We start from the raw sequence: 20,678 nt of genomic DNA on the forward strand, positions 1-20,678 counted from the left end.
TGCCCGGACGACAAGGGCCGACATTCTAGAGAAGGGGGGAAGGCGGCGCAAGGCAATTGACGATTATTTGTACAGCTGCCGCGCCCAAGGGTTCTTAGCTTGCTCGCGAACCGGGCAAGCACGGAACCGCCACTGTTCGCGAGCAAGCTCGCTCCTACAAAAAAGAACTTAGGCGCCGGCCTTGAGCTGGCGTTGGCGGACGATCTCGAACAGGCACACGCCGGTGGCCACCGAGACGTTTAGGCTGCTGACGCTGCCCTGCATCGGCAGTTTGGCCAGGTAGTCGCAGTGCTCGCGGGTCAGGCGGCGCATGCCCTTGCCCTCGGCGCCCATCACAAGCACGGTCGGCCCGGTGAGGTCGAGTTCATAGAGCATCTGGGTCGCCTCGCCCGCCGTGCCGACAATCCACAGGCCGCGCTGCTGGAGCTTCTCCAGGGTCCGCGCGAGGTTGGTCACCGCTACCAGCGGGATCACCTCGGCGGCGCCGCAGGCAACCTTGCGCACGGTGGCATTGAGGGTGGCGGACTTGTCCTTCGGCACGATGACCGCCAACGCGCCCGCCGCATCGGCGGTGCGCAGGCACGCGCCGAGGTTGTGCGGGTCGGTCACGCCGTCCAGCGCGAGCAGCAGAGCCGGACCTGGCGTGCGCTCGAGCAACTCCTCGAGCATGTTCTCGCCCCACACCTGGCTCGGGCTGACCTCGGCGACCACGCCCTGGTGCACACCCTCAGCCCACTCGTCGAGCTCCTTGCGGTCGCGCGTGCCCACCGGCACGCGCACCTGACCGGCCAGCTCGACCAGCGCCTGGACGCGCGGATCATGCCGGCCTTCGGCCAGCCACAGCTGCTTGACCCGCTTGGGGTGATGACGCAGCAACGCTTCTACGGCATGGACCCCGTAGACCTTTTCCCACTGACTCATTTCTTCGCCTTACGCTTGCTGGCCGGAGCGCCACCGGACGCACCGCCCTTGGGCGCGGAGGAGCCCTTGCGGTGCTTGGTCGGCTTGGCGGACCGGGCTTTCTGTTTCGAAGGATTGCGCGGCTTGCCCGCAGCGGGCGCGGACTTGCCCTTGCCGGCAGCCGGCTTCTTGCCGCCAACCTTGGCTTCTTCGAGCAACGCCTTCTTCACTTCGCGGCTCTTGCGTACGTCGGTATTGCCGAGCAGTTCCTCGGCCTTCGCGAGCATTTCCGGAGCCACCGACGGCAGCGCCTGGACCACGCCGACCTTGCGCTTGCGCGGCTGGCTCGACGGCACCACGGCCACGTCGGGAGCGAAGAACGGATCGTCCGCCACCTGGCGACTAGCCTTGGCCGGCTTCTCTCTGGCTGCAGCGCCCTTGGGAGCCTTGCCCTTCGCCACTTTGCCTTTGGCGACCGGCTCGGCCTTCTCGCCACGCTTCTTGCGACCGATGGGCGCGCTCAGCACGTTGTCGGAGAGCTCGAAGTCGATCTTGCGCTCGTCCAGGTCGACACGCGCCACCACCACTTCCACGGTATCGCCGAGGCGGAAGCTGCGACCGGTGCGCTCGCCGCTCAGGCGATGGTGCACGGCATCGAAGTGGTAGTAGTCGCCCGGCAGCGCGGTAACGTGGACCAAGCCCTCGACATAGATGTCGGTCAGCTCGACGAAGATGCCAAAACCGGTCACCGCGGTGATCACACCGGGGAAGGTCTCGCCCACGCGCTCGCGCATGAACTCGCACTTCAGCCAGTTGGTGACGTCGCGGGTCGCCTCGTCAGCACGGCGCTCGGTCATCGAGCACTGCTCGCCCAGTTGTGCCAGGCGCGGCTCATCGTACGGATAGATGCGCGCCTTGGGCATGCTGGCGGCGCCGACGCGCTGTACGTGCTCCGAAGCCGCCTTGGAGCGGATCAGGCCACGGATGGCGCGGTGGGTCAGCAGGTCCGGGTAACGACGAATCGGCGAGGTGAAGTGGGTGTAGGCCTCGTAGTTCAGGCCGAAGTGGCCGTTGTTCTCCGGGCTGTACACGGCCTGGCTCAGGGAACGCAGCATCACGGTCTGGATCAGTTGCAGGTCCGGGCGACCCTGGATGGATTCCAGCAGCTTCTGGTAATCCGCCGGTGTCGGCTCGCCCTTGCCGCGATACAGGGTCAGGCCCAGTTCGCCGAGGAACTGGCGCAGGTTGTTCAGCTTTTCCTGCGGCGGACCGTCGTGGACGCGGTACAGCGCCGGGATGGCGTGCTTCTCCAGGAACTTGGCGGTGGCGACGTTGGCCGCCAGCATGCATTCCTCGATCAGCTTGTGTGCATCGTTACGCTGGGTCGGGCGGATTTCCGAGATCTTGCGGTCCGCGCCGAAGACGATACGGGTTTCCTGGGTCTCGAAATCGATCGCCCCGCGCACGTGGCGCGCGCCGACCAGCACCTTGTACAGGTCATAAAGCGTGTTCAGGTGCGGCACCACCGCCGGGAGCTGCTCCTTCAGGCGCTGGCCTTCGGGGCTGTCCGGGGTTTCCAGGTACTGGCTGACCTTGGTGTAGGTCAGGCGCGCATGGGAATGGATGACCGCCTCGTAGAACTGGTAGTCGGTCATCTTGCCGGCCTTGGAGAGATTCATCTCGCAGACCATGGCCAGGCGATCGACCAGCGGATTCAGGGAGCACAGGCCGTTGGAGAGGATCTCCGGCAGCATCGGAATGACGCGCTCGGGGAAGTACACCGAGTTGCCGCGCTTGGCCGCCTCCTCATCCAGGGCCGAGCCGACCTTCACATAATGAGAGACGTCGGCGATGGCGACGAACAGTTTCCAGCCGCCACCCTTGCGCTTCTCGGCGTAGACCGCGTCGTCGAAGTCGCGGGCGTCCTCGCCGTCGATGGTGACGAAAGGCAGGGCGCGCAGGTCGACGCGCTTCTCCTTATCCTTCTCCAGCACCTCGGGCTTGAGCTTGGCCGCTTCCTTCTCCACGGCTTCGGGCCAGGTGTGAGGAATGTCGTAGCTGCGCAGGGCGACTTCGATCTCCATGCCCGGCGCCATGTAGTCGCCGAGCACTTCCACCACCTCGCCCTGGGCCTGGCGATGCACGCTCGGCCAGACATCGATACGCACCTGGACGAACTGGTTGTGCTTGGCCTTGCCGGCCTTGCCCGGCGGGATCAGCACTTCCTGCTGGATCTTCGGGTTGTCGGCCACCACCGTACCGATGCCACTCTCGTCGAAGTAGCGGCCGACGATGGTCTCGTGGGCGCGTTCGACCACTTCCACAATGGCACCTTCGCGGCGGCCACGGCGATCGAAGCCGGACACTCGCGCCAGGGCACGGTCGCCGTCGAACACCAGGCGCATCTGCGTCGGGCTGAGGAACAGGTCGTCGCTGCCGTCATCGGGAATCAGGAAGCCGAAGCCGTCGCGGTGGCCGGAGATGCGGCCGAGGATCAGGTCGAGCTTGTCCACCGGCGCGTAGGCACCACGGCGGGTATAGATGAGCTGGCCGTCGCGCTCCATGGCGCGCAGTCGGCGGCGTAGTGCTTCTTCCGGCTCCTCGCCGGAGAGCCCGAATTCATCGAGCAACTGGGCCCGCGTGGCGGGCGCGCCGCGTTCGGCGAGATGCGCCAGAATGAGTTCGCGGCTGGGAATGGGGTTGTCGTATTTTTCCGCCTCGCGGGCGGCCTCGGGATCGAGGTTTTGCCAATCGGCCATTAAAGTGAGGTCACCTTATCTATATAGGGATGGTTCGCCATCTGCTTATTGAAGCGCGAAATCCGCTCGTCGGTCAGCTTTGGGCACGAATAATTTTTTTATCGCATCAGGGGTTTACAAGCGAAACCTAGCTCCGTATAGTTCGCGCCCACAGCGTCAGACAGACGTTGTAACACGGAAGCGATGAGCGATCATCACATCCAGTGCCCAGGTGGCGGAATTGGTAGACGCACTAGGTTCAGGTCCTAGCGGTGGCAACACCGTGGAAGTTCGAGTCTTCTCCTGGGCACCACTTATTCAAGGATAGAGCCAGTCAGTGACAGGCTTTATCCCGGCGGGTTCGGAACCCTGATAACCGAACGATAGACCGCCCGATGCAACCAAGGGTTGCATCACCGCAAGACGATGAGCGATCATCGCACCCCATGCTGAAAAGCATGCCCAGGTGGCGGAATTGGTAGACGCACTAGGTTCAGGTCCTAGCGGTGGCAACACCGTGGAAGTTCGAGTCTTCTCCTGGGCACCATCTTCAAACGAAAAAGCCGAGCACTGCTCGGCTTTTTTGTTTTCGGCTTTCCGCAATTCAGAAACGCCCCACTCTCTCCAGCCGCATCATCTAACGAATCACGCACCCAACCTCAGATCAACCAGCAGCGCGCGCCCCTCAATTCGCCCGCACAAACACATATCCCAGAAACGACAACGGGCCGCATGAGCGGCCCGTTGCGATACAGCACGCGGATCAGGCGAACGGGTGGCGCAGGACGATGGTCTCGGCGCGGTCCGGGCCGGTGGAGATGATGTCGATGGGCGCACCGACCAGCTCCTCGACGCGCTTGATGTAAGCGCGCGCATTGGCCGGCAGGCCTTCCAGCGACTGAACACCGACGGTGGACTCGCTCCAACCCGGCAGGTCTTCATAGATCGGCTGCAGGCCGATGTAGCTGTCGGCGTCGGTCGGTGCGTCGGTCAGCAGTTCGCCGGCGGCGTTCTTGTAGCCGGTGCAGATGCGCACGGTCTCCAGGCCGTCGAGAACGTCCAGCTTGGTCAGGCACAGGCCGGACAGACTGTTGATCTCGATGGCGCGACGCAGGATGACGGCGTCGAACCAGCCGCAACGACGAGCACGACCAGTCGTGGCACCGAACTCGTGACCAACCTTGGCCAGGTGCGCGCCGACGTCATCGAACAGCTCGGTCGGGAACGGGCCGGAACCCACGCGGGTGGTGTAGGCCTTGGTGATACCCAGGATGTAATCCAGGTACAACGGACCGAAACCCGAACCGGTGGCGGTGCCGCCAGCGGTGGTGTTGGAGCTGGTGACAAACGGGTAGGTACCGTGGTCGATGTCCAGCAAAGAACCCTGGGCGCCTTCGAACATGATGTTCTCGCCACCGCGACGCAGGTCGTGCAGGGTCGAGGTCACGTCAGCCATTAGCGGACGCAGCTCTTCGGCGTAGGCCATGCACTCATCCAGGGTCTTCTGGAAGTCGACGGCCGGCTCCTTGTAATAGTTCTGCAGGACGAAGTTGTGGTAGTCCAGCAGCTCGCCCAGCTTGGCGGCGAAGCGCTCGCGGTGGAACAGGTCGCCCACGCGCAGGCCACGACGGGCCACTTTATCTTCGTACGCCGGGCCGATGCCGCGACCGGTGGTGCCGATCTTGGCGTCGCCACGGGCCTTCTCGCGCGCCTGGTCCAAGGCCACGTGGAAGGACAGGATCAGCGGGCAGGACGGGCTGATGCGCAGGCGCTCGCGCACCGGTACGCCCTTCTCTTCCAGCTTGGCGATCTCGCGCATCAGCGCGTCGGGCGCCAGCACCACGCCGTTGCCGATCAGGCACTGCACGCCTTCGCGCAGGATGCCCGACGGAATCAGGTGCAGAACAGTCTTCTCGCCGCCGACTACCAGGGTATGACCGGCGTTGTGGCCGCCCTGGTAACGCACCACGGCAGCAGCCTGGTCAGTCAGCAGGTCGACGATCTTGCCTTTGCCCTCATCACCCCACTGGGTGCCCAGGACTACGACATTCTTACCCATAACACTTGTCCCCATCGTGGATGTTCGGTGCCGGCCGCGGCCGGCGAAAACTCGAAGTGGAGCGCCTCAGAGCGCGACCACCTGCCAATTGCCATTGCGAGCCAGCAGTTGCTGGTCGCAGCCCGCTTCGGTAGCCGAAGCCGCATCCTGCCCGGGCAGCGCCTGCACCACGCGCACGCCCTGACGGCGCAGCTGCTGCACCGCCTGCCACAAGCCAGCCCCATCGGCCGGCGCCCAGACTCCAGTGCGCGGCTCGTCGAGCTGGGCGCGGCCGAGAGTGACCAGGGTCTTGAGGTCGGTGGAGAAACCGGTCGCCGGACGCGCGCGACCGAAGTCCGCGCCGATGTGGTCGTAACGGCCGCCCTGGGCGATGGACTCGCCAACCCCGGGAACGAACGCGGCGAACACCACGCCGGTGTGATAGTGATAGCCGCGCAGTTCGCCGAGGTCGAAGTACAGCGGCAGCTGCGGGAAGCGCGACGCCAGCGAATCGGCGATGGCGGCCAGATCGGCCAGCGCGGCCTGCACCGGAGCCGGGGCGCCAGCAAGCACTTCACGCGCCTGGTCCAGCACTTCGCGGCTGCCGCACAGCTCGGCCAGCGCACGCAGCATGCCGGAGAGCTCGCCCGGCAGACCCTCGGTCAGCGCGGCGACTTCGTCCACGGCCTTGCGCTGCAGGGCGTCGAACAGCAGCTGCTCGACTTCGCCGGACAGGCCGGCAGCCTGGGCCAGACCACGGTAGATACCGACATGACCGAGGTCCATGTGCACATCCGGCACCTGGGCCATTTCCAGCATGTCGAGCATCAGGCTGATGACTTCGACGTCACCGGCGGAACCGGTGTCGCCATAGAGTTCGGCACCCAGCTGGATCGGGCTGCGCGAGGTCGCCAGCGCACGCGGGCGGGCATGCAGCACGCTGCCGGCGTAGCACAGGCGGTTCGGGCCTTCACGACGCAGGCTATGGGCGTCCATGCGGGCGACCTGCGGGGTGATGTCCGCGCGGAAGCCCATCAGGCGGCCGGACGCCGGGTCGGTGACCTTGAAGGTACGCAGGTCCAGATCCTGGCCGGCACCGGTCAGCAGGGATTCCAGGTATTCGATATGCGGGGTGACGACGAACTCGTAACCCCAGCGCTGGAACAGATCCAGCACCTGACGGCGGGCTGCTTCAACGCGCGCCGCCTCCGGTGGCAGCACTTCTTCGATCCCATCTGGCAGCAGCCAGCGGTCTACCGTTGCCATGTCGCCTCTCCCCTTTCAGCCGGGCGGCACTTCAATGAATGCAGTAAAGAAGGACGGTGCCGAGCAGCATGCTGCCCAGCCCGATGAGTCTCAGACTGCGGTCGCCCAAACGACCGAGCCCGCTCACGGCGTCGCGCCAACCACGCGGATACAGGAACGGAAGGATGCCTTCCAGCACCAGCAACAGACAGAACGCTTTGCCGAATTCCTGCCACATGGCTCTCGTACATGAATCTAGCGGACGCAAAAAAGCCGGGATTTCCCGGCTGACCCATGATAACACGATTTCTCCGGCGGGCGCTGCCGCCCGCCGGAGAGTTACAAGGGTCCGTTGATGTTTCGGCGTGAATCGCGTTGCCGCGACAAATCACGCCAGGCTAGACGCGGGGCGACGGCAATGGCCGGCCCTTGCCTAGTCCCGCAACGACGCATGGTGTGATTTGACGCGCAACCCAAAGGGACGAACCCCGTGTTGCGCGGCGCCCGAGGCTCGATTGAGCATCCGGACAACTCGCAACACGGGGCTCGGCGCGATCACGACGAAGCGTCGACGGACCCTTACGGTTTAGCTTTTTCGAGGTAGCGGAAGAAGTCGTTGCTCGGATCGAGCACCAGCACGTCCTTCTTGTCCGCGAAGCTCTCGCGGTAAGCCTTGAGGCTGCGAGTGAAGGCGTAGAACTCCGGATCGGCGGTGTAGGCCTTGGCATAGATCGCCGCCGCCTTGGCATCGCCATCACCACGGGTTTCTTCCGATTCGCGATAGGCTTCGGCCAGCAGCACGCGGCGCTGACGATCGGCATCCGCGCGGATACCTTCGGCCAATTCGCGACCCTTGGCGCGGTGCTCGCGGGCTTCCCGCTCACGCTCGGTGCTCATGCGCTCGAACACGCTGCGGTTCACTTCCTTCGGCAGGTCGATGGCCTTGACGCGAACGTCGATGACCTCGATGCCCAGCTCCTTCTGCGCCATGCGGTTCAGCGAAGCGGTGATGTCACCCATCAGCGCGTCACGCTCACCGGAAACCACCTCGTGCAGGGTGCGCTTGCCGAACTGGTCACGCAGACCTGCCTCCAGACGACGAGACAGACGCTCGTCGGCGATCTGCTTCATGCCGGAAGTCGCGGTGTAGAAGCGCTCGGCATCGGAGACGCGCCACTTGGCGTAGGCGTCGACCATCACCGCCTTCTTCTCCAGCGTCAGGAAGCGCTGGGTCGGCGAATCCAGGGTCAGCAGGCGGCCGTCGAACTTGCGCACCTGGTTGACGTACGGAATCTTGAAGTGCAGACCCGGCTTCACATCAGCATCGACCACGCGACCGAAGCGCAGCAGCACGGCGCGCTCGGTCTGCTGGACGACGTAGACGGTGCTCCACAGCGCAACCGCGGCAACGACGGCAGCGATCAGGGCAATCAGAGACTTGTTACTCATCAGCGGCTCTCCCTGGTACGCATGTCACGCTGCTGCAGGTCGTTGGCCACCCGCGAACCGATGTCTTGCGCGCTGCTGGTCGTGCTCGGCGTACTGCTCGGGGTTGCCGAACCACGGCCGTCCATCATCTTGTCCAACGGCAGGTAGATCAGGTTGTTCTGACCCTGCTGGCCGGTGACCAGCACCTTGCTGCTCTGGCTGAGGACATCCTGCATGGTATCCAGGTACAGACGCTGGCGAGTGACCTCCGGCGCCTTGTGGTACTCACTGGCCAGCTTGGTGAAGCGATCCGCCTCACCCTGGGCACGGGACACCACTTCATCGCGGTAGCCGTTGGCCTCCTCGATGATGCGCTGCGCCTGGCCACGGGCCTCGGGCACCACACCATTGGCGTAGGCTTCGGCTTGGTTCTTCTCGCGCTGCTCGTCCTCGCGGGCACGGATCACGTCGTCGAACGCTTCCTGCACCTCGCGCGGCGCGGCGGCGCTCTGGATGTTCACCTGGGTCACGGCGATGCCGGTCTTGTAGGTATCCATGAAACGCTGCAGACGCTCCCGCACCTCGGTGGCCATCTGCTCACGGCCTTCGGTGAGGATCTGGTCCATGGTGGTGGAGCCCGCCACGTGGCGCAGTGCGCTCTCGGTGGCGTGCTGCAGGCTGACTTCCGGCTGGTCGACGTTGAGCACGAAGTCCTGCAGGTTGCTGACCTTGTACTGCACGGTCAGCGGCACCTCGACGATGTTCTCGTCCTCGGTGAGCATCTGTCCCTGCTTGCTGTAGGCACGCTCGCGGGTGACGTTCTCCTGGAACTTCTTGTCGATCGGCGGGAAGTAGATGTTCAGGCCGGGGCCCACGGTCTCGTGGTACTTGCCGAAGCGCAGGATCACCGCCTGCTCCTGTTCGTCCACCACGTAAATGGCGTTGTACAGCCACAGCACGGCGAGGATGCCCAGGCCGATGCCGAACAGCCCCAGGCTGCCGCCCCTGCCGCCGCCACCGCCGGTGCCACTGCCACGCTTGGGCTTGCCGAAGATGCCGTTCAGGCTGTCCTGCAGCTTGCGGAAGGCTTCATCCAGATCAGGCGGGCCCTGGCGACCGCCACCACGGCGTCCACCCCAAGGGTCCTGATCGTTCTTGTTCGAGTTGTCACCCGGCTCGTTCCAAGCCATAGCGCTCTCCATCTGATAACGCGAAAACGCGCCTACGGCGCGCCCACCCATGCTACCGAATGCCCCCGCCGCTGCCAAAAGCAGCGTTCCAGGCTTTATTGCAAAGTGTGTTGCGCAATGAACTCCGCCGGCTGCCAGCCTTCGCGACTGACCAGGCGGTTCAACTCGACACGCGGCAGGCGAACCTGCAACACGGCGCGTCCTTGCTCGTCATGCCCCTCGGACTGTACCGCACCCAGCTCGAAGAACTGAGCACGAAGTCGTCCCAGGCGCTGCGGAAGGCAGAGCGTTCCCACGAACATGTCCTCCCCCAGCAATTCGGCGATCGCCTCCTCCACCAACTCCAGCCCCAGCGAATCGCGCGCCGACACCCAGACCCGGACGGGCTTGCCGAGTTCGTCGCGCTGAATCATCGGCTGCATGTCCGGCAGCAGGTCGATCTTGTTGTACACCTCGAGCATCGGCAGCTCATTGGCGCCGATTTCCTGCAATACCGCCAGCACCTGCTCGATCTGCGCATCACGCTCCGGCTCGTGGGAGTCGATCACGTGCAGCAACAGGTCGGCATTGCTCGACTCTTCCAAGGTAGCCCGAAACGCCTCCACCAGCTTGTGCGGCAGGTGGCGAATGAAACCCACGGTGTCCGCCAGCACGATCGGCCCCACGTCATCCAGTTCCAGGCGGCGCAAGGTCGGGTCGAGGGTGGCGAACAGCTGGTTGGCGGCATAGACCTCGGAAGTGGTCAGCGCGTTGAACAGCGTGGATTTGCCGGCGTTGGTATAGCCGACCAGGGATACCGCAGGGATCTCCGCGCGACGGCGGCCGCGACGGGCCTGCTCACGCTGGCTGCGAACCTTCTCCAGGCGCGACTTGATCTGGCGGATGCGCCCACGCAGCAGACGGCGGTCGGTTTCCAGCTGGGTTTCACCCGGGCCACGCAGACCGATACCGCCCTTCTGGCGCTCAAGGTGAGTCCAGCCGCGCACCAGGCGGGTGCTCATGTGTTCGAGCTGGGCGAGCTCAACCTGCAACTTACCCTCGTGGGTACGCGCACGCTGGGCGAAGATATCGAGGATCAACCCTGTCCGGTCGAGCACGCGACATTCGAGCGCTCGCTCGAGGTTGCGCTCCTGACTCGGAGTGAGGGTGTGATTGAAGATGATCAGCTCGACCTTCTCGGCATGGACGAGGTCGTGCAACTCTTCGACCTTGCCGCTGCCGATCAGGTACTTGGCTGAAGGCTGGTGGCGCGAAATGTTGACGAAAGCAACCGATTCCGCACCCGCCGAACGTGCCAGCTCCTGGAACTCCTGCGGGTCTTCGCGCGCCTCGGGGTCCTGACCTTCCAGATGGACCAGAATGGCCCGTTCCCCACCACCCGGGCGCTCAAAGAACAAGGCGGACTCCCGTCAAACGTTGCCCGGCTCGGCCGGCTGATCACCGCTGGGCAGACGCACCGGACGGCTAGGAACAACGGTGGAGATGGCGTGCTTGTAGACCATCTGGCTGACAGTGTTTTTCAGCAGAATCACGAACTGGTCGAAGGATTCGATCTGGCCCTGCAGCTTGATGCCGTTGACCAGATAGATGGAAACCGGGACGCGTTCTTTGCGCAGGGTATTGAGGTAAGGGTCTTGTAGCGAATGCCCTTTTGACATATGCCGCACTCCTTGTAAGGGTAAAAAACTGATTTAGTAGTAGTGAATTTGGCTTAACGCCGTCCTGAACCCCAAGGATAGACGGCCGAAATTAAGGTCTCGAGCCTATATGGAGACCGCCTCAAGGTATTTCAAGGCACGCGGCAAATTGTCGCTTGCCTGGCTGTCCAACCAGTGTAGATGGCTCCAGCTACGCAGCCAGGTGAACTGGCGCTTCGCCAGTTGCCGCGTGGCGATGACGCCGCGCTCCACCATCTCAGCGTAGGACAGTTTGCCCTCGAGGTAATCCCATACCTGTCGGTAACCCACCGCCCGTATGGAAGGCAGCCCCGCATGCAAGTCATTTCTTGCGCGGAGGCGTTCGACCTCGGCGATGAAGCCCTGTTCCAGCATCTGGTCAAATCGTTGCGCGATACGCGCGTGCAGTACCTGTCGTTGCAGAGGCGCAATCGCCAGATGGGCGACAGTATACGGCAATTGCCCGCCGCCTTGCGCGCCGAAACCCGCATTTTCACTCGCTTGGCGCTGGCGATGTGCAGTCATGGACATACCGCTTACGCGGTACACCTCCAGTGCCCGAGTGAGGCGTTGCGGGTCGTTCGGATGGATGCGCGCGGCCGACTCCGGGTCTACTCGCGCCAGCTCCGCGTGCAGGGCGCCCCAGCCTTCGGCCTCGGCCCAGGCTTCCAGTTCGGCGCGCACCGCAGGGTCGGCGCTGGGCATGTCGGCCAGGCCTTCCAGTAATGCCTTGAAATACAACATGGTGCCGCCGACCAGCAGCGGGATCTTCCCGGCTGCGGTGATCTCGGCCATCGCCGCCAGGGCGTCGGCGCGGAATTCCGCCGCCGAGTAGGCTTCGCTGGGGTCGCGGATGTCGATCAGGCGGTGCGGAAACTCGGCCAGCACCTCACGCGAGGGTTTGGCGGTGCCAATGTCCATATCGCGGTAGATCAGCGCCGAATCCACGCTGATCAGCTCCACCGGCAACAGGCGCGCCAGCTCCAGCGCCAGGTCGGTCTTGCCGGCGGCGGTGGGGCCCATGAGGAAAATCGCGGGAGGCAGGGAGGACATCGGGGGCTCGTTATGACGTACTGCTGGTTATTGCGCGCTGCTGAATCGTTTGGCGCACAGTTTACTGCAGAAAGCTGAACGTCACCTTACGGGATTTATCAGCGGCCCCGCAGGAACAGCTTGTCCAGTTCGTCGAGCCCCAGTTGCGTCCAGGTCGGGCGACCGTGGTTGCACTGGCCGCTGCGCTCGGTGATTTCCATATCACGCAGCAGACCATTCATCTCCGGCACGGTCAGCCGGCGGTTGGCGCGCACGGCGCCGTGGCAGGCCATGGTGCCAAGCAACTCGTTGAGGTGCGCCTGGATGCGGTCGCTGGTGCCGTACTCCAGCAGATCGGCGAGCACATCGCGCACCAGCTGGGTGGCCTCCGCCTGCTTGAGCAGCGCCGGAATCTGGCGGATCGCCAGGGTTTCCGGGCCGAGCCGCTGCAGTTCGAAGCCCAGTTTGGAGAACCAACTGCCGTGTTCCTCGGCGCAATCCGCCTCGCGCTCGCTGACGGCGATGGACTCCGGCACCAGCAGCGGCTGGCCGCGCAGGCCTTCGCTAGCCATGGCGGTCTTCAGGCGCTCGTAGGTGATGCGCTCGTGGGCGGCATGCATGTCCACGAGAACCAGCCCATGGGCGTTCTCGGCGAGGATATAGATGCCTTTGAGCTGGGCCAGGGCGTAGCCCAGCGGCGGCACGTCCTGGCTGCTTTCCGGCAGCGCCTGCGGCGGCTGGTCGGGCAGCGGCGCGAAGTAGGCCTTGTAGGCACCCTGGGCTTCCTGGATCGGCGGCATCTCCGGGCGCGACTGCGAATAGCTGTAGCCACCACCGCCCGAACCACCAGAGCCGCCCGAGGACGGGCTGGGCTGCCAGGCACGCGCGGCGGCCGGAGCTTCCAGCACGGTTTCCGACAGGCGCATTTCGCCCTGCGGACCGAACTCGCCAGCGGCGGCGCCAGTGGGGCGCGGCACGGTCAGGGTGGTGGCGCCCGGCGGCGCCAGCTGGTCGTCCGGTCGCACTTCGGCCAGCGCCCGGTGCAGGGTGCCGTAGAGGAAGTCGTGGACCATGCGGCTATCGCGGAAACGCACTTCGTGCTTGGTCGGGTGCACGTTGACGTCCACCACCGACGGATCGACCTCGAAGAACAGCACGAAGGTCGGATGACGGCCGTTGTACAGCACGTCGCGATAAGCCTGGCGCACCGCGTGGGCGACCAGCTTGTCGCGCACCATGCGGCCATTCACATAGAAGTACTGCAGGTCCGGCTGGCTGCGGGAGAAGGTCGGCAGGCCGACCCAGCCCCACAGGTGCAGGCCGTTTCGTTCGACCTCGATGGGCATGGCCTGCTCGAGGAAACCGGAACTGCACACGGCGCCCACGCGGCGGGCGCGGGACGCTTCGTCCTTCGCCTCGTGCAGCGAGAGGATGGTCTTGCCGTTGTGGCGCAGGTGGAAAGCCACGTCGAAGCGGGCCAGGGCCAGGCGCTTGATGACTTCCTGCAGGTGATCGAATTCGGTCTTCTCGGCACGCAGGAACTTGCGCCGCGCGGGAGTATTGAAGAACAGGTCTCGCACTTCGATGCTGGTGCCCACCGGATGGGCCGCCGGCTTCACGGTGGACTCCATGTCGCGGCCCTCGACCTCGACCTGCCAGGCCTGTTCGGCATCGGCGGTACGGGACGTCAGGGTCAGACGCGATACAGAGCTGATCGAAGCCAGCGCTTCGCCACGGAAACCCAGGCTCATCACCCGTTCCAGGTCTTCCAGTTCGCGGATCTTGCTGGTGGCGTGGCGCGCCAGGGCCAGCGGCAGGTCCTCGGCAGGAATGCCGCTGCCGTCGTCACGCACCCGCAGCAGCTTCACACCACCCTGCTCGACCTCGACGTCGATGCGCTTGGCGCCAGCGTCGAGGCAGTTTTCCAGCAGCTCTTTGATGACCGAGGCGGGTCGCTCGACCACCTCGCCAGCGGCAATCTGGTTAGCCAGCCGCGGGGTCAGCAGCTGGATACGGCGCACATCACTCATTGCTGCGACGCCAGGGAGGTGCCCGGAATTTTCAGCACCTGGCCGATCTTCAGCTCATCGCTCTTGAGCGAATTGGCGCTGCGGATCGAGGCCGTGCTGACATCAAAGCGACTGGCAACCATCGCCAGGCTGTCACCACTGCGCACGACGTACTCACGCGGGCCGGTGGGGAGCTGGCCGCCATCGCGCAGCGAGGCGATGTAGGTGCCCGGCGGTGGCGTCTGCACGAAGTACTGGCGAACACCGCCGGCAATGGAGCGCGCCAGGGCCTGCTGGTGCGAGGCGCTGGAGAGCTTCTGCGATTCATTGGGGTTGGAGATGAAACCGGTTTCCACCAGGATCGACGGGATGTCCGGGGACTTCAGCACCATGAAGCCGGCCTGTTCCACGCGCCGCTTGTGCAGCGAGGTCACCCGGCCGACGTTGGTCAGCACCTTGTGGCCAACGTCGAGGCTGGAGGACATGGTCGCGGTCATCGACAGGTCGAGCAGCACACCGGCGAGCATCTTGTCCTTGTCGTCCAGGTTCACGCCGCCGTCACCGCCGATCAGGTCGGAACGGTTTTCGCTGTCGGCCAGCCAGCGCGCAGTCTCGGAGGTCGCACCACGATCGGACAGGGCGAACACCGATGCACCGAAGGCGCTGCGGCTGGGCGCGGCGTCGGCGTGAATGGAGACGAACAGGTCGGCGCCCTTCTTGCGGGCGATGGCGGTACGCCCGCGCAGCGGGATGAAATAGTCGCCAGTGCGGGTCAGCTCCGCGCGGAAGCCTTTCATCTGGTTGATCTGGCGCTGCAGTTCACGGGCGATCGCCAGGGTGATGTTCTTCTCGTGCAGGCCATTCGGGCCGAGGGCTCCCGGGTCTTCACCGCCATGACCGGCGTCGATGGCGATGACGATGTCGCGCTTGCCGCCGCTGCTGGGCGCAGGAATCTTGGTCACCGACTGGACGGGGCTGACCGGCGCGGCGGGTACGTTCGGTGTCGGCGTGGCGGGAACGTCCGGCGCGATGTCGGCGCCCTGGTCGTACAGGTCGACGACCAGGCGGTTGCCGTATTGCTGGTTCGGCGCCAGCACGAAGCTCTTGGGTGTGACCGGGTTCTTCAGGTCCAGCACCAGGCGCAGGTCGGTGGGCGAGCGCTGGGCGGCGCGCACCGAGGTGATCGGCGTGTTATTGAGCTTGAGCTTGTCCAGCGCCGTGGACATCTGGGCGCCATTGATATCGACGACGATGCGGTTGGGCGCACTGAGCGTGAACAGGCTGTGCTGCACCGGCCCGGAAAGATCGAACACCAGCCGGGTGTTGTCTGGAGCCCGCCAGATGCGGACGCTCTTGATTTGCGTGGTGGCAAAAGCCTCGCCGGCAATCATTGCCAGCAAAACAGTCATCCCCGTAAACAACGCCCGCAGGCGCAACCCCCAACCCATCTTTTTTCTCATGCTCCCGTGGCCAGGGCGGCACACCAGGCTTCGCCCCGCATACCTTGCGGCTTCAGGCGCAGCATGCGACCGCCCGCATGGGGACTAATGGTAATGTCCATGTCGGCCTTTGGCAAAATGCCTGTGCCCCGTTCAGCCCATTCGATCAGGCACAGGGCATCCCCCTCGAAGTAGTCGCGGATGCCGAGGAACTCCAGCTCCTCCGGGTCGGCCAGGCGGTACAGGTCGAAGTGAAAGGCACGAATGTCGCCAATCTCGTAGGGCTCGACCAGGGTAAAGGTGGGGCTTTTCACCGCCCCGCCGTGGCCCAGCCCCCGCAGGATACCGCGCGACAGCGTGGTCTTGCCGGCGCCCAGGTCGCCGTGCAGATAGATCACCCCGCGCCCGCCGGTCGCCTCGGCGATACGGCGGCCAAGGTCGTACATGGCCTCTTCGCCTTCGGCGAACAGATTCAGTTCAGGCATGGGCTGAGCTCCTCGAGCAACTGACGAACGGCAGGAATCATATCGGTGGCGGCCAGCCCCCGCCCCAGCGGACCGAGCGACTCGCCGGCGCAGGCGTGGAGCCAGACGGCCAGGCAGGCCGCATCATAAGCGGGCAGCCCCTGCGCCAGCAGCGCGCCGAGGATGCCGGAGAGCACATCGCCCAGCCCGGCGCCCGCCATGGCCGGATGGCCGTGGCTGCACAGCGCCAGCCGCCCGTCCGGAGCGGCGACCAGGCTGCCGACACCCTTGAGCACCACAACCGCCTGGTAACGCTGCGCCAGCGCATGGGCGGCTTTCGGCCGGTCGGCCTGGACTTCGGCGGTGGAGAGGCCAAGCAGTCGAGCCGCCTCGGCCGAATGCGGGGTCATCACCCAGTCGCCGGACGGGCGCGAAACCAGGCCCTCCGCCAGCAGATTGAGGGCATCGGCATCCCAGACCTGAGTTCGCTCCAGGCTGGCCGCCGCACTGACCAGCACGCGCCCCCAGGCCTCGCGGCCAACGCCCGGCCCCACCACCAGCACGCTGGCCCGCTCGGCCAGGCGCAGCAGTTCGGCAGACGAGGAAACGCCGCGCGCCATCAGCTCCGGGCGACGGGCCAGGGCGGCGGGCACATGGGCTGCACGGGTAGCCAGGGACACCAGCCCGGCGCCGCAGCGCAGCGCGCTCTCGGCGGCCAGCAGGACCGCGCCACCCATTCCGGTATCGCCGCCGATCACCAGCGCATGGCCGAACAGGCCCTTGTGCGCGGCCTTCGGGCGCGCAGCCAGACGCGGCAAGGAGGCAGGCGCGAGACGGCGAGCAACGCAGTCATCGGGGATCAGCGCCGGCTCGGCGTCCAGGCCGTCGAATACCCATTCGCCGCACTGGTCCGGCCCGCTTGCGGTAAACAGCCCCACCTTGAGACCGATGAAGGTCACGGTCAGATCGGCGCGAACGGCGCAACCCAGCACCTGGCCGGTATCGGCACTGAGGCCGGAGGGGATATCCACCGCCAGAACCGGCAGGCCGCTGGCGTTGATCGCCGCGATGGCCGAGGCATAGGGCTCGCGCACCGTGCCACCGAGACCGGTACCGAGCAAGGCGTCGACCAGCACGCCGCGCAGCTCGGAGCGATCGCTCCAGCCTTCGATATCCACACCCGCCGCACGCGCCTCGCCATGGGCGGAGGCGGCGTCGCCGGACAGGCGCGAGGTATCCCCCACCGCCAGCACCCGCACGCGCCAGCCGGCGCGCAGGGCCAGGGCGGCGATCAGGTAGCCGTCGCCAGCGTTGTTGCCATGGCCGGCCAGCACGGTGATTTCACCCGCATCAGGCCAGCGCCGGCGCAAGGCGCGCCAGGCGGCATGGGCGGCGCGACGCATCAGTTCGAAGCCGGGGGTGCCGGCGGCGATCAGGCGTGCGTCGAGGTCGCGCACCTGTTGCGCGCTGTAAAGATTCAGGGGCAGATCGTCGTGGGGATGGGCAGTCATCGCTTTTCCGGGCGGCGGAATGTGTCGCCTTGGAGCCTGTTCCTAGCGCCGCCATGCCGACGCGCAGCAGTTTTCGAACGGACTCCTGGCGCGCGGACGGGCCGGCGCCGGCAAGGTCTGGCAGAATTATACCTACCCGGACTGCGCTTTCCCGCTCCCCATGCACGATTCGACGCTCGACTATGAAGACCTCGCCCGCTCCATCAAGGACTGGGGGCGCGAACTCGGCTTCCAGCAGGTCGGCATCGCCGGCCTCGACCTTGCAGAGCACGGCGCGCACCTGCAGCGCTGGCTGGAAGCGGGCTACCACGGCGAGATGGACTATATGGGCGCCCACGGCAGCAAGCGCTGGCGGCCGGACGAACTGGTACCCGGCACGCTGCGGGTGATCTCGCTGCGCATGGACTACCTGCCCGGCGACACCCACATGGCGCAGGTACTGGGCAACCCGGAGAAGGCCTACGTCTCGCGCTACGCCCTGGGCCGCGACTATCACAAGCTGATCCGCAAGCGCCTGCAGCAGCTGGCCGAACGCATCCAGCAGAAGATCGGCCCGTTCGGCTTCCGCGCCTTCGTCGACAGCGCGCCGGTACTGGAGAAGGCCATCGCCGAGCAGTCCGGCCTGGGCTGGATCGGCAAGAACACCCTGGTGCTCAACCGCAAGGCCGGCAGCTACTTCTTCCTCGGCGAGCTGTTCACCGACCTGCCGTTGCCGATCGACCCGCCACACGGTACGGAACACTGCGGGCGCTGTTCGGCCTGCCTGGACATCTGCCCGACGGCGGCCTTCGTCGCACCCTATGTGCTGGACGCGCGGCGCTGCATTTCCTACCTGACCATCGAGCTGAAAGGCGCGATCCCGGAAGATTTGCGCCCGCTGATCGGCAACCGCGTTTTCGGCTGCGACGATTGCCAGATGGTCTGCCCGTGGAACCGCTTCGCCCGCGCCACCGATCAGGGCGATTTCCAACCGCGCCACAGTCTGGACAACGCCGAGCTGGCGGAGCTGTTCCTGTGGACGGAGGAAGAATTCCTCAGCCGCACCGAAGGCTCACCGTTGCGGCGTGCCGGTTATGAACGCTGGCTGCGGAACCTGGCGGTGGGACTGGGCAACGCCCCCTCCACGATTCCGGTGATCGAAGCGCTGAAGGCGCGACGGGAGTTCCCCTCGGAACTGGTGCGCGAACATGTGGAGTGGGCGCTGGGCCGGCACAACGTTTGATGCGAAGGCTTTTCGTAGGAGCGAGATTGCTCGCGAACAGCCCCGCAGCGGAGGTTGTTCGCGAGCAGGCTCGCTCCTACAAAGAGCAGAACTACGTCGGTCAGAGCTTGATGAAGTGCTCGCGGTAGTAACGCAGCTCGGCGATGGACTCGCGGATGTCGTCCAGGGCCAGGTGGGTGTTGCCTTTCTTGAAGCCATCACGCACCTGCGGGGCCCAGCGCGCGGCCAGTTCCTTGAGGGTGGAGACGTCCAGGTTGCGGTAGTGGAAGTAGCCTTCCAGCTTCGGCATGTGGCGGTAGAGGAAGCGGCGGTCCTGGCAGATGCTGTTGCCGCAGATCGGCGAGCTGCGCTTGGGCACCCACTTCTCCAGGAAGGCCAGGGTCATGGCTTCGGCCTCGGCGGCGGAGATGGTGCTTTCGCGCACGCGCTGGGTCAGGCCGGACTGGCCGTGCTGGCGGGTGTTCCACTCGTCCATGCCGGCGAGCAGCGCCTCGCTCTGGTGCACCGCGATCACCGGGCCTTCCTCGAGGATGTTGAGATTGCTGTCGGTGACGATGGTCGCCATCTCGATGATGACATCCTTGTCCGGGTCCAGACCGGTCATTTCCAGGTCGATCCAGATCAGGTTCTGTGGGTTCTGCATGATGGGGCTCCTCAGCTCAGCCCTCTAGTTTAGCGGGAAGCGCACTCCTGCATGCTAAACTGCGGCGCGATTTTCCCTGTGGATACCCTATGGCCAAGCGTCACCTCACCCGCCGGCAGAGCTGGCGGATCGAAAAAGTCCAGGAAGAGCGCGCTGCCCGCGCGGCCAAGCGCGAATCGCGCGTCCTGGAGGAACTGGAAGGCGGCGACCTCGGCCCGGAGCAGACCGGCCAGGTGATTGCCCACTTCGGGGTGCAGGTGGAAGTCGAGGCGCAGGAAGGCGACCACGCGGGCCAGGTGTTCCGCTGCCACCTGCGCGCCAACCTGCCGACGCTGGTGACCGGCGACCAGGTGGTCTGGCGCCCCGGCAACCAGGGCATCGGCGTGATCGTCGCGCAACTGCCGCGGACCTCCGAGCTGTGCCGTCCGGACATGCGCGGCGTACTCAAGCCGGTGGCGGCCAACGTCGATCGCATCGTGATCGTCTTCGCCCCACGCCCGGAACCCCACGCCAACCTGATCGACCGCTACCTGGTGGCCGCCGAGCACGCCGGCATCAAGCCGCTGCTGCTGCTGAACAAGGCCGACCTGATCGACGAGGAAAACGCCCCCTTCATCGATAGCCTGCTGAGCACCTACCGCGAGCTGGGCTATCCGCTGCTGGAGGTCTCGGCCTTCAACGGCCTGGCGATGGACTCCCTGCGCGCCGCGCTGAACGAGCACGTCAGCGTGTTCGTCGGCCAGTCCGGGGTCGGCAAGTCGTCCCTGGTGAACGCGTTGCTGCCCGGCGTCGACACCCGCGTCGGCGACCTCTCGGAAGTCACCGGCAAGGGCACCCACACCACCACCACCGCGCGGTTGTTCCACTTCCCCGCCGGTGGCGACCTGATCGACTCCCCCGGTATCCGCGAATTCGGCCTGGTCCATGTGAGCCGCGACGATGTCGAAGCCGGCTTCATCGAATTCCACGACCTGCTCGGCCACTGCCGCTTCCGCGACTGCAAGCACGACCGCGAGCCGGGCTGCGCGCTGCTCAAGGCGCTGGAAGATGGGCGTGTCTCGCCGCAACGGATGGCCAGCTACCGGCACATCCTCGCCAGCCTTCCGGAAGACGAGTACTAAACGAAAAGGCCAGCTTTCCAGC

At 65.4% G+C, this 20,678-nt stretch carries 17 protein-coding genes and 2 tRNA genes; 4 read left to right on the top strand and 15 right to left on the bottom strand.

The features are described from left to right. Nucleotides 1-168 precede the first annotated feature (168 nt). Together rlmB and rnr are read right to left on the bottom strand one after the other, a co-directional pair. Nucleotides 169-921: a 23S rRNA (guanosine(2251)-2'-O)-methyltransferase RlmB gene (rlmB, locus tag O6P39_RS24080; RefSeq protein ID WP_275608892.1), complete on the bottom strand. Its 753-nt coding sequence runs from the start codon at nucleotides 919-921 to the stop codon at nucleotides 169-171. Then, a complete protein-coding gene (rnr, locus tag O6P39_RS24085) occupies nucleotides 918-3,659 on the bottom strand; it encodes a ribonuclease R (RefSeq protein WP_275608893.1) in 2,742 nt (913 codons plus the stop codon). The genes rlmB and rnr overlap by 4 nt, the downstream gene beginning before the upstream one ends. 205 nt (nucleotides 3,660-3,864) lie before the next feature. Between rnr and O6P39_RS24090 the strand changes: the two genes are divergently transcribed. Both O6P39_RS24090 and O6P39_RS24095 read left to right on the top strand, forming a co-directional pair. Further along, a tRNA-Leu gene (locus O6P39_RS24090) sits at nucleotides 3,865-3,951 on the top strand. A gap of 147 nt (nucleotides 3,952-4,098) precedes the next feature. Further along, a tRNA-Leu gene (locus O6P39_RS24095) sits at nucleotides 4,099-4,185 on the top strand. A 216-nt stretch (nucleotides 4,186-4,401) separates the two neighbouring features. Here the strand turns inward: O6P39_RS24095 and O6P39_RS24100 are convergent. The 12 genes from O6P39_RS24100 to O6P39_RS24155 form a co-directional block, all read right to left on the bottom strand. Next, nucleotides 4,402-5,697: an adenylosuccinate synthase gene (locus tag O6P39_RS24100; protein WP_275608894.1), complete on the bottom strand. Its 1,296-nt coding sequence runs from the start codon at nucleotides 5,695-5,697 to the stop codon at nucleotides 4,402-4,404. Between the two features lie 66 nt (nucleotides 5,698-5,763). Further along, on the bottom strand, nucleotides 5,764-6,942 hold the full coding sequence (locus tag O6P39_RS24105) for an ATP phosphoribosyltransferase regulatory subunit (RefSeq protein WP_275608895.1): 1,179 nt from the start codon (nucleotides 6,940-6,942) through the stop codon (nucleotides 5,764-5,766). A gap of 31 nt (nucleotides 6,943-6,973) precedes the next feature. Next, nucleotides 6,974-7,159 (bottom strand): DUF2065 domain-containing protein, encoded by a 186-nt coding sequence (locus tag O6P39_RS24110; protein ID WP_037012084.1) that lies wholly within the window; start codon nucleotides 7,157-7,159, stop codon nucleotides 6,974-6,976. A gap of 341 nt (nucleotides 7,160-7,500) precedes the next feature. Further along, nucleotides 7,501-8,370, bottom strand: coding sequence for a protease modulator HflC (gene hflC / locus O6P39_RS24115; protein WP_275608896.1), 870 nt, complete (start codon nucleotides 8,368-8,370; stop codon nucleotides 7,501-7,503). Beyond that, nucleotides 8,370-9,539: an FtsH protease activity modulator HflK gene (gene hflK, locus O6P39_RS24120; protein ID WP_275608897.1), complete on the bottom strand. Its 1,170-nt coding sequence runs from the start codon at nucleotides 9,537-9,539 to the stop codon at nucleotides 8,370-8,372. The genes hflC and hflK overlap by 1 nt, the downstream gene beginning before the upstream one ends. 95 nt (nucleotides 9,540-9,634) lie before the next feature. Next, nucleotides 9,635-10,936 (bottom strand): ribosome rescue GTPase HflX, encoded by a 1,302-nt coding sequence (hflX, locus tag O6P39_RS24125; protein ID WP_275608898.1) that lies wholly within the window; start codon nucleotides 10,934-10,936, stop codon nucleotides 9,635-9,637. Nucleotides 10,937-10,948: 12 nt separating this feature from the next. After that, nucleotides 10,949-11,197, bottom strand: coding sequence for an RNA chaperone Hfq (gene hfq / locus O6P39_RS24130; RefSeq protein WP_015479145.1), 249 nt, complete (start codon nucleotides 11,195-11,197; stop codon nucleotides 10,949-10,951). Nucleotides 11,198-11,302: 105 nt separating this feature from the next. Beyond that, entirely contained in the window at nucleotides 11,303-12,268 is a 966-nt protein-coding gene (gene miaA / locus O6P39_RS24135) for a tRNA (adenosine(37)-N6)-dimethylallyltransferase MiaA (protein WP_275608899.1), read from the bottom strand. 98 nt (nucleotides 12,269-12,366) lie between these two features. Beyond that, entirely contained in the window at nucleotides 12,367-14,277 is a 1,911-nt protein-coding gene (mutL, locus tag O6P39_RS24140; RefSeq protein ID WP_275608900.1) for a DNA mismatch repair endonuclease MutL, read from the bottom strand. Next, entirely contained in the window at nucleotides 14,274-15,704 is a 1,431-nt protein-coding gene (gene amiB / locus O6P39_RS24145) for an N-acetylmuramoyl-L-alanine amidase AmiB (RefSeq protein ID WP_275608901.1), read from the bottom strand. Before amiB ends, mutL begins: the two co-directional genes overlap by 4 nt. Before the next feature lie 8 nt (nucleotides 15,705-15,712). Beyond that, nucleotides 15,713-16,180 carry a tRNA (adenosine(37)-N6)-threonylcarbamoyltransferase complex ATPase subunit type 1 TsaE gene (gene tsaE, locus O6P39_RS24150; protein ID WP_275608902.1) on the bottom strand — a complete coding sequence of 156 codons (468 nt, stop codon included), beginning with the start codon at nucleotides 16,178-16,180 and terminating at the stop codon, nucleotides 15,713-15,715. Next, nucleotides 16,168-17,670: an NAD(P)H-hydrate dehydratase gene (locus tag O6P39_RS24155; RefSeq protein WP_275608903.1), complete on the bottom strand. Its 1,503-nt coding sequence runs from the start codon at nucleotides 17,668-17,670 to the stop codon at nucleotides 16,168-16,170. The genes tsaE and O6P39_RS24155 overlap by 13 nt, the downstream gene beginning before the upstream one ends. A gap of 160 nt (nucleotides 17,671-17,830) precedes the next feature. On the opposite strand from O6P39_RS24155, the gene queG reads away from it, so the two are divergent. Beyond that, nucleotides 17,831-18,892 carry a tRNA epoxyqueuosine(34) reductase QueG gene (gene queG, locus O6P39_RS24160; protein WP_275608904.1) on the top strand — a complete coding sequence of 354 codons (1,062 nt, stop codon included), beginning with the start codon at nucleotides 17,831-17,833 and terminating at the stop codon, nucleotides 18,890-18,892. Between the two features lie 100 nt (nucleotides 18,893-18,992). Here queG and orn read toward each other — a convergent pair whose 3' ends face one another. Further along, the gene (gene orn / locus O6P39_RS24165) at nucleotides 18,993-19,535 is read right to left on the bottom strand and encodes an oligoribonuclease (RefSeq protein ID WP_275608905.1); all 543 of its coding nucleotides are present in this window, start codon (nucleotides 19,533-19,535) and stop codon (nucleotides 18,993-18,995) included. Nucleotides 19,536-19,624: 89 nt separating this feature from the next. Here orn and rsgA point away from each other — a divergent pair, with 89 nt between their 5' ends. Beyond that, nucleotides 19,625-20,656 (top strand): small ribosomal subunit biogenesis GTPase RsgA, encoded by a 1,032-nt coding sequence (gene rsgA / locus O6P39_RS24170; RefSeq protein ID WP_275608906.1) that lies wholly within the window; start codon nucleotides 19,625-19,627, stop codon nucleotides 20,654-20,656. Nucleotides 20,657-20,678 lie beyond the last annotated feature (22 nt).

The sequence above is a fragment of the Pseudomonas sp. PSE14 genome, from assembly GCF_029203285.1.
GTDB lineage: Bacteria > Pseudomonadota > Gammaproteobacteria > Pseudomonadales > Pseudomonadaceae > Pseudomonas.